The sequence below is a fragment of the Skermanella sp. genome, assembly GCF_059503625.1.
Genome location: NZ_JCACHA010000850.1, coordinates 1 through 8,383 on the forward strand (window position 1 = coordinate 1; position 8,383 = coordinate 8,383).

Below are 8,383 nucleotides of genomic sequence, written 5' to 3' on the forward strand. Positions count from 1 at the left end.
TCGAGCCGTCGGGTCCCGTCCAGGGCAACGACGCGATCAAGATGGCAACCTCGGTGATCGACTACATCTTCCGCGAACTGGCGATCAGCTACCTTCAGCGCACCGACCTGTCGCATGCGACTCCGGACGACCTGTTCCCGGACAGCCTCGGCACCGGCGACGGCGAAGGCAATCTGCCGCCTGCGGCGGACCGCTTCACCAAGGACACGCTCGACGCGGTCCAGAAGGTGGCGAGCAAGGGCTACGTCCGGTCGAACCTCCGCGTCCTGCCCGGCGGCCAGTCGACCCGCGCCGTAGCTGCCATGGCGGTAGCGGCGGGCGCCCAGGCCACCGCCTATGCCGGCGGCAGCGAGGCAACCGCCCGCGCCCTGTCACCGGCCGAGTCGCAGCCCGCCGTTGCGGTCGCCGTCGCCTCGTCTCCCGCTCCGGACGAACGGATGGAGCGCATCCGCGAAGCCCGCGCCAAGGGTTACGAGGGCGATCCCTGCGGCGAGTGCGGGAACATGACGCTGGTCCGCAACGGCACCTGCATGAAGTGCGACACCTGCGGCTCGACGACCGGATGCAGCTAAGCCGCATCTGAGCTGAAAAACAGTCCGGAACGGGAAAGGCGCGAGGGGGCAACCCCTCGCGCCTTTCTTTATCAACCCAGCAGCAAGCCGTCAGTCGTAATCGCGGCGCCACCGCTTCTTGTGGCCGTGATGGTGGCCGTTGTCACGGCGATAGTGATGATGGACCTCCCGGCCGCCCCTGTCGGGAGTGGTCAGCGCGCCGAGCAGCGCTCCGCCGATGCCGCCGACAAGGGCGCCGCCGAGAGGGTCGTAGCCGAGCATGTAGCCTCCCGCGGCGCCAGCCCCCGCCCCCAGCGCGCCGCCGGTCGCAGCGCGCCGCTCCCCATGGTTCATGGTGCAGGCCGACACCAGAATGCAGCCGGCGAGCAGGGAAACAGCACCTAACTTGATCGTCATCTAAGCGCCTCGTGGATAGGACACGCACAAAATGCGCCCGCTCCACGGTATTCCCTGTGACCGGCATCACCCTACCCATAAATAATGGGGCAGGCGGCGCGCAAGCCCCTTAGGTGTCCAGGCAGCCGCCTTGAGGAGCCGCCGTAATCCGGATCAGCTCGCTGTCGCCTCCGCCGAAGACGTTGCCTCCCGTATAGGTCAGGCATCCTTCGCCCTTGTAGATGACCTGCAATCGCTGCGCATCGTTGCCGAAGTAAAACGGGATCCAGCGCTTGCCCGTCTCATGGCGGATCATGTCGTCCGGCGCGCCGATCAGGCTGGAAACCTCCCTCATCGTCATGCCGATCTGAAGCTTGGCGAACTTGCTCCTGGCAGCCGGCGTGCCGACCATTTCGCCCTCGAAGGAGCCGTCCCGCGACTTGACCGTCCGCACGTTGGAAGCGGACGAAGCCGCAGAACCGGCGGAGGACGCTCCCGAAGCGGTCCCTGCTCCCTGCTGCTGCGAAGCGCAGCCGGCGATCATCATCGTAACGGCCAGAACCGCCAAATTCCTTTTCAACGCCATGTCGGTTTCCTCATATTGCCCCGCCCCTGTAGTCGGACGTGTCCCGCGACTATCCCCAGAATCGGCGGACTGGCACGGGCAATGAGGTATAGCGGCACGGCAATCCAATTGGACGGGGACCGGTGACGAACGGGCTAGTCGTGAAACGAAAACCAATCCTCACCACACGTTTACCTGCTTTCAGCTACGCGGGATCGCACGGCCCGGCATCCCCGGCACCCCCTGTCCCCTCCGGTTCACGAAGCGCTTGGCGGCATCGTAGCCGGGGACTTCGACGTATCTGTAGGTCAGCGACGCCAGCGCGATCACCGCCGCCACGTAGACCAGCGCCACGGCATCCATGATCCAGGGATTGCCGTAGTCCAGCAAGGCTATCCGGCTGCCGTTGACGGTCCGCACCGTCTCCAGCCGCACGCCCAGCAGTTTGCCGGCGATGGAAGTCGAGTTTTCCAGGATCAGCAGGACGAAGGCGTGGACCATGTAGATCGAGTAGGAAAGCGCCCCGAGTCGCAGCAGTATCGGGTTCTTCATGAACCGGGACACCACGCCGCCCTCGAACGCGAAGACGTAGACCGCGACCGTGAAGACCAGGGGAGCCAGGAACGACAGCGGTCCCGTTCCCGCCGCCGCGATGAAGGCGAGCACCAGCACCATGCAGGCCGCTTCCACCAGATCGGCCCCGGGCATCGTCCCGCCGCGGCCCAGCCGTGCCGTTGTCGCGCGGTAGGCGCGAAACGCCAGACAACCCAGGAAGAAGCCGGCCAGACAGCGGAAGATCCCGTAATGGACGGTGACGTCCATCGATCCGGGCCCGACCATCACCAGCACCGCCACGCCGAAGAGGATCAGCGCCACCGAGGCTGCGGCCCTGTAGCGGGGCAGCACCAGCAGAACGGTTGCGAACACGAGGTATGTGTAGAATTCGACGCTGATCGACCAGCTCGGGAAGTTCCAGGTCACATCGGGATGAAACCCCAGCGAATGGACCATCAGGATGTTGGTCATGATCGCGAAGACGGATCGGGACTCGGTGAAGGGCGCCCGCGGATAGGCTCCGCCGAGCCACGGCTCGAGGGCCAGTGCCGCCAGCTCAGCCACCAGGAACAGTCCGAGCACCGTCGCGTGAAGCGGCCAAAGCCTGCCGAACCGCAGGACGACGAACCGGCCGAAATCCGTCAGATCGCCGATCCGGTGCCCATAGGCGTGCGCGATCACGAAGCCGCTCAGCACGAAGAAGAAATCCACGAACAGATAGCTGTTCCGGATCAGCGGGAAATCATAAAAATGCCATGCGGCATGGTAGTGAAGCAGTGCCACGAGGACGGCACAAAGCCCTCGCCAGCTATCGAGCGACTGAAAACGCACCTGTTTCTCCGGGGGAACCGAAAACCACAAACCCCAACTTCATCAGGGACGGATGAGCAAGCGGAAGCCGCCGAAATTTTATGGCTTCCGCTCTGATCCCCGGTTCAGGGCGGCGACCCCGCCAGCCTGCGCTGGCCGCGATACCCGATGACAGGCGCATCAAGCGCCTGAAGGCAGGCGATCAGGCCGGACACCAGACGCAGGCACGCGCTCAGCCTGGGAGCGCCAAGCGCTTCCAGACCCAGCACAGCCAGACTGTGTCGGTAGCCATAAATCCAGACCTGCATGCCATCCATTGCAACTTAGAGATATTTTAACGATCGCGGTCGCTCCGCGCCTATCGTCAACTATGGTCTTAAAACAACTTTCAGCCGTCTCCCGCCAGATTTCCAGATGGGGAAATTCGGCGGGAAGGCGGGTACTTCGTTTGGGACGTGCGGTTCGCCGTCCCCATTTGACCTCAGCGCCCGTAGAAGCCGGTTACCGACGCCCTGGCGATCGTGTTCTGGCCCAGGAAGAACCCGACCATCGCCCCGGATGCGCCGTTTTCCAACGGCAGCTTTTCCAGCTTCAGCGCATGAACCGTGAAGATGTAGCGGTGCGGCTTGTCGCCTGCCGGCGGGCATGGACCGCCAAAGCCGGGCTGGCCGAAATCGGTCACGCTCTGGACGCTGCCGGCCGGCAGCGATGTTCCCTTGGCGTCGCCGGCCCCTTCCTTCAGTTCCGCCGTGCCGGCAGGGATGTTGAAGACGACCCAGTGCCACCAGCCGCTGCCGGTCGGTGCATCCGGATCGTAGACGGTCACGGCGAAGCTCTTCGCATCGGCGGGCGCCCCCGTCCATGACAGCGCGGGTGACTTGTTGCCGCCCGTGCATCCGAAACCGGCAAATAGATGCTTATCGCCGATCGTCGCTCCGTCGGACAGGCTCGGGCTGGTGACCGCGAACTCCCCCGCCAGAGCCGGTCCGTTCATCAATCCGGCCAGCAACAGGCTGGTCGCCACAGCTTTCGACATCATCGATCTTCCCCGTCATCCACTTGATCGTTACGACCGTTTCGCTGCGTCAAGATGCCAGCGGGGACGGGCGGAAATGGTCCCGAAACGCTCAATGACGATCCCGAACTGCGCTATCATGACGGACGCCCACGACCGAACGAGCCTCCCCATGGCCAGCCGCTCTACGATCGACGCCGGCATCCAGCTCCGGCCGCTCGCCGCCGAACTCCGCCGGCGCATCGCCGGCAGCCTCCAAGGCGGCGATGACAGCTCGTCCGCCGGACCGAACGGCGGCACGCCGATCACCAAGCTCGCCACGTATCACGCCCGCGCGGTGGAAACGATCCGCGACATGACGATCGACGAACCGGCGCTGATCGTCGTCCTGGACGGCATCAAGGAGGTCCACCTCGCCGGCGACATGTTCGAGTTCCATCCCGGCGTGCCGTTCGTCCTGCCGGCCGGGCAGTCGTTCGACATCGTCAACCGCCCGGACGAAGCATCGGGCCGCTACCGTGCCGTCTTCATCACCCTTCCCCGCGATCTTGTGCGGCGAGTCGCCCAAGCGCATCCGCGCCGGGGCAAGGCCGTGGCCGTGTCGCTGCGCAAGCCGCACGATCCGGGTATCGACCTGACGCCCCAGGCCGTCGACACCATCTCCCATGCCGCCATGGCGCTGAGCCGCACCGACCTGGATGCCAGCCTTGCCGAACACCGGGTCATGGAAATCCTGCTGCTGATCGGCCACCTGCCGGCCATCATGCGGATGCATGCCGGAGCGACCTTTTCGGAACGTGCCCGTCATCACATAGCGCTGGCCCCGATGGATTCCTGGCGCGCCCACGACCTTGCCCGCTTGCTGGGCGTCAGCTCCGCCACACTGCGCCGCCGCCTTGCCGACGAGGGGACCTCGCTGCGCCATATCCTAACCGGTGAGCGGATGCGTCGAGCCCGCGCCATGATCGAGGACGGTGAGCGCAACATCGCCGCTATCGCGGCAGCGTGCGGCTATTCCTCCCGCTCGCATTTCGCCGCCTCGTTCCGCTCCGCCCATGGCGCATCGCCCCATAGCCTGATTGCGGCGGTCTCCGGTTCCCAGGCGGGCACCGCCTCCTCCATCCCCTGAGCGCCTGCCGAGTACCGCAGCGCATTTACAAGTGGTCATACCGGAGGCATGCTGCGCGCCAAACCAATAGAGATTACTGGGGGAGTGAAAACGATGACCGGGATTCTCATCGTGACCGGCGGCAGCCGGGGCATCGGGGCCGCGACGGTCGATCTGGCGGCCAAAACGGGATGGGACGTGTGCGTCAACTATGTCCGCGACCGGGAAAAGGCAGAGTATGTCGCCGCCGCTGCCCGCCAGCAGGGCGTGCGGGCGATCGCGGTCCAGGGCGACATGGCAAGGGAGGACGACATCCTGCGTCTGTTCTCCACGGTGGACGACCAGCTCGGGACCGTTACCGGTCTGGTCAACAACGCCGGCATCACCGGTCCCGCCGGCAATCTGATGGACCTCACCGCCGAAACCGTCAGTTCGGTGATGACCCTGAACGTGGTCGGACCCTTCCTGTGCGCCCGCGAGGCGGCCCGCCGCATGGCGAAGAGCCGCGGCGGCGCGGGCGGCGTCATCGTCAACGTCTCGTCTCGCGCCTCGGCGCTGGGCTCCCCCAACGAGTTCGTCCACTACGCCGCCAGCAAGGGCGCCATCGACAGCTTCACCATAGGTCTGTCGAAGGAGCTGGCTCCGGAGGGAATCCGGGTCAACGCCGTCAATCCCGGCCTGATCGAGACCGAGATCCACGACGCCAGCGGCATTCCCGGCCGGCTGGAACGGCTGGTCCGCGGCGTGCCCCAAGCGCGTACCGGCAAGGCGGAAGAAGTCGCCCAGGCGATAGTCTGGCTGCTGTCGGAACAGTCGTCCTATGTCGCCGGGGCCTTCATTCCGGTATCGGGCGGGCGGTGATGCGGCCACCGTGAAGCGGGCACCTATGCCACCCGCTTCACCCCGCGCTCCTGGGCCACCTCGTCGATCCGCCCGCTGATATCCGGGTTGGCCTTCAGGAACTTATCGAAATCGCCGGAGCGCAGTTCAAGCAGCGTGCAATAGGTCAGCGCCACCACGTCGGCGCGGCGGGGACCGCCGTCGATCAGCGCCATCTCGCCGAAAAAGTCGCCGCGGCCCAGCCGGATGCGGCGGTCCGGCAGCACCACCTCGACCGCGCCCGAGGAGATGAAATACATCGCCGTGCCCCGGTCGCCGGTGCGGATGAAGGTCTGGTCCGGCAAGGCCAGCCGCGACCGCAGCACGCGTGCCAGCCGCTTCAACTCGTCCGGAGCCAGCGTGTTGAACAGCGGGACCTGGGCGATCAGCGCGACCTTGTCCAGCTTCAGGTCCAGCTTGGGCCTGCGCTCCGCTTCCTTCTGACGGGCATCGACGCCGCGCCGCAGGTCCTCGAACAGTTCCTGGCCGATCAGCCCATCCTCGAACAGGCTCTCGAAATGCGCCATTTCCCGGCGCAGGGCCAGCTTGCGGAGGAAGCGCTGGCTCAGCGCCTCCGCATATTCCGGATATTGCAGCCCGAGCGCGTCGAGCGCCTTGGTCGAAGCGTCCAGACGTCCGGTCAGCACCTCTCCCAGCAACTCGGCCACGCGGACGCCGAGCAGCGGCTTGAGGTTGCGGCTGTTGAAGCGGATCAGTTCCTCCAGCACCAGCCGGCGGACCAGGAACTTGTCGAACCGCTTGGCGACCTGACGGGCCAGCGGCCTTTCGATCCCCGCCCAGCGGTGAAGCGCATAGGCGAACCGGAAAGCCCGGGGCAGCCGGAGGATCTTGCGGGCCGCCCGGTTGTAGCCAATGCGCCCCGCCGTCCTGGCGCCGTCGTAGATCTCGCCGGCATTGCGCAGCAACCCTTCGATGATGTCGCCGGAGACCGTTTGAAGCCCATGGTGCTCCAGCACGAGCTGACGCTCCCGGTTGGCCAGCGCGATCAGGCCCAGGACGATCCGGTCGCGGTCGGATATCTGCTCCTCCAGGCTGCCGGCGGAGGTGACTTCCTGGATGCGGGCGTCGTAAGGCTTCTGCACGGCCCGCGCCACGGTCGGCGGAAACTCGTACTCGGTGGCGGTCTGCTGCACCGAATCGCGCACATCGGCAAGCGACAGCGCCAGCACTTGGTTGCGGATCGCCTGATTGAGCGGCGACAGCCGGTTCAGCCCCAGCAGCTTGATGACGGGACGCAGCGTCGTCCCGTTGACGAACAGGGTGAACAGGACGAAGCCGGTCGCCAGCACCGTGACGATCCGCTGGTCCTCTCCGCCGATCCCGCGCGCCTCCGTAACCGACAGGGCCAGCGCCAGGGTGACGGCGCCGCGCAGCCCGCCCCAGGTCAGCACGAGCTTGTAGGAGTTGCTGATCTTGGCGCTCAGCTTCAGCAGCGTCAGCGGCGGCAGCAGCAGGAACAGCACCAGCGCCCGTGCGATCAGCGCCGCCGCCACCAGCACCATGAGCAGCAGGCCGTCGTGCAGGGTCACGGTCCCGAGCAGTTTCGGCACCATCAAAGCCGCCAGGATGAAGACCAGCGATCCCGCCAGGAACGCCACCTGTTCCCACACCGCGTCCAGATAGGCCCAGCCCGACGGCGACAGCCGCGACCGGCTGCCCGCGCCGAAGACCAAGCCGGAAACGGCCACGGCGACCACGCCGGAGACACCCAGGAAGTGGTCGCCGGAAACGAAGACCAGGTACGGCAGGGCCAGCGTCAGGGTCACTTCGGCCGTGCGCCTTCCGCGCAGCAGCGGGATCATGGCCACGCCGAGCCGGGCGCCGACGATGCCCAGCAGGGTGCCGCCGCCAAGGTCCATCGCCAGATCCCAGGCGCCCATCAGCAGGTCGGGCTCATCTCCCGACGTGATGATTTCCAGCAGGACGTAGAAGATCGCGATGGCGGCGGCGTCGTTCAGCAGGCTTTCGCCCTCGACCAGCCGGACCAGCCTTGCCGGCGCCCCGATGTCGCGGAAGATGGCGACGACCGCCGCCGGATCGGTGGTCGCGACGATCGATCCGAGCAGCAGGCAGACGACCAGGGGAACGCCCGCCAGCGGCCACAGCGCCAGCCCGATCACGGCCGTCGCCACGAACACCGCGACGACGGCCAGCAGCAGGATGGGCGCCGCATCCTCCATCATCCGCCGCACGTCGATCGTCAGGGCCGCTTGGAACAGCAGCGCCGGCAGGAAGACCAGGATATATGTGGAAGAGTTGAACGACAGGCCCGAAACCGCCTCCGCCGCCTCCCGCAGCATCGGCACCCCCCTCACCTGCAACAGCGTCACCGAGGCCGCGGCGATGGCGACGCCGACCGCCGCGAGCAGGACGGAATGGGGGAGCCTCAGCCGTTCCGCCAAGGGCTGGAGCAGGCTGGCGACCACCAGGAGCGCACTGATGATCAGGATGAATATGATGAGGTCGTGCAAGAGCCTGAAACC

Annotated in this window: 8 protein-coding genes and 1 pseudogene; 3 read left to right on the forward strand and 6 right to left on the reverse strand. The window is 66.2% G+C overall.

Annotated elements, in window-relative coordinates; all coding sequences use genetic code 11:
* Positions 1-572, forward strand: a pseudogene (locus AC5JJ6_RS30755) (vitamin B12-dependent ribonucleotide reductase); the annotation flags it as partial.
* A gap of 90 nt (positions 573-662) precedes the next feature.
* On the opposite strand, the gene AC5JJ6_RS30760 reads toward AC5JJ6_RS30755, so the two are convergent.
* The 5 genes from AC5JJ6_RS30760 to AC5JJ6_RS30780 form a co-directional block, all read right to left on the reverse strand.
* Entirely contained in the window at positions 663-968 is a 306-nt protein-coding gene (locus tag AC5JJ6_RS30760; RefSeq protein ID WP_044425389.1) for a YMGG-like glycine zipper-containing protein, read from the reverse strand.
* Between the two features lie 109 nt (positions 969-1,077).
* A complete protein-coding gene (locus AC5JJ6_RS30765; protein ID WP_496045703.1) occupies positions 1,078-1,533 on the reverse strand; it encodes a hypothetical protein in 456 nt (151 codons plus the stop codon).
* A gap of 180 nt (positions 1,534-1,713) precedes the next feature.
* Positions 1,714-2,898: an acyltransferase family protein gene (locus AC5JJ6_RS30770; protein WP_496045704.1), complete on the reverse strand. Its 1,185-nt coding sequence runs from the start codon at positions 2,896-2,898 to the stop codon at positions 1,714-1,716.
* Between the two features lie 104 nt (positions 2,899-3,002).
* Entirely contained in the window at positions 3,003-3,185 is a 183-nt protein-coding gene (locus AC5JJ6_RS30775; RefSeq protein WP_496045705.1) for a hypothetical protein, read from the reverse strand.
* A gap of 173 nt (positions 3,186-3,358) precedes the next feature.
* Positions 3,359-3,916, reverse strand: a complete 558-nt coding sequence (locus AC5JJ6_RS30780; RefSeq protein WP_496045706.1) for a YbhB/YbcL family Raf kinase inhibitor-like protein — start codon at positions 3,914-3,916, stop codon at positions 3,359-3,361.
* A gap of 148 nt (positions 3,917-4,064) precedes the next feature.
* Here AC5JJ6_RS30780 and AC5JJ6_RS30785 point away from each other — a divergent pair, with 148 nt between their 5' ends.
* Positions 4,065-5,021, forward strand: a complete 957-nt coding sequence (locus tag AC5JJ6_RS30785) for a helix-turn-helix transcriptional regulator (RefSeq protein WP_496045707.1) — start codon at positions 4,065-4,067, stop codon at positions 5,019-5,021.
* 93 nt (positions 5,022-5,114) lie between these two features.
* Entirely contained in the window at positions 5,115-5,861 is a 747-nt protein-coding gene (locus tag AC5JJ6_RS30790) for an SDR family oxidoreductase (protein ID WP_496045708.1), read from the forward strand.
* 23 nt (positions 5,862-5,884) lie between these two features.
* On the opposite strand, the gene AC5JJ6_RS30795 is transcribed toward AC5JJ6_RS30790, so the two are convergent.
* Positions 5,885-8,383: cation:proton antiporter (locus AC5JJ6_RS30795; RefSeq protein ID WP_496045709.1), on the reverse strand; the 2,499-nt coding region annotated here is incomplete at its 5' end.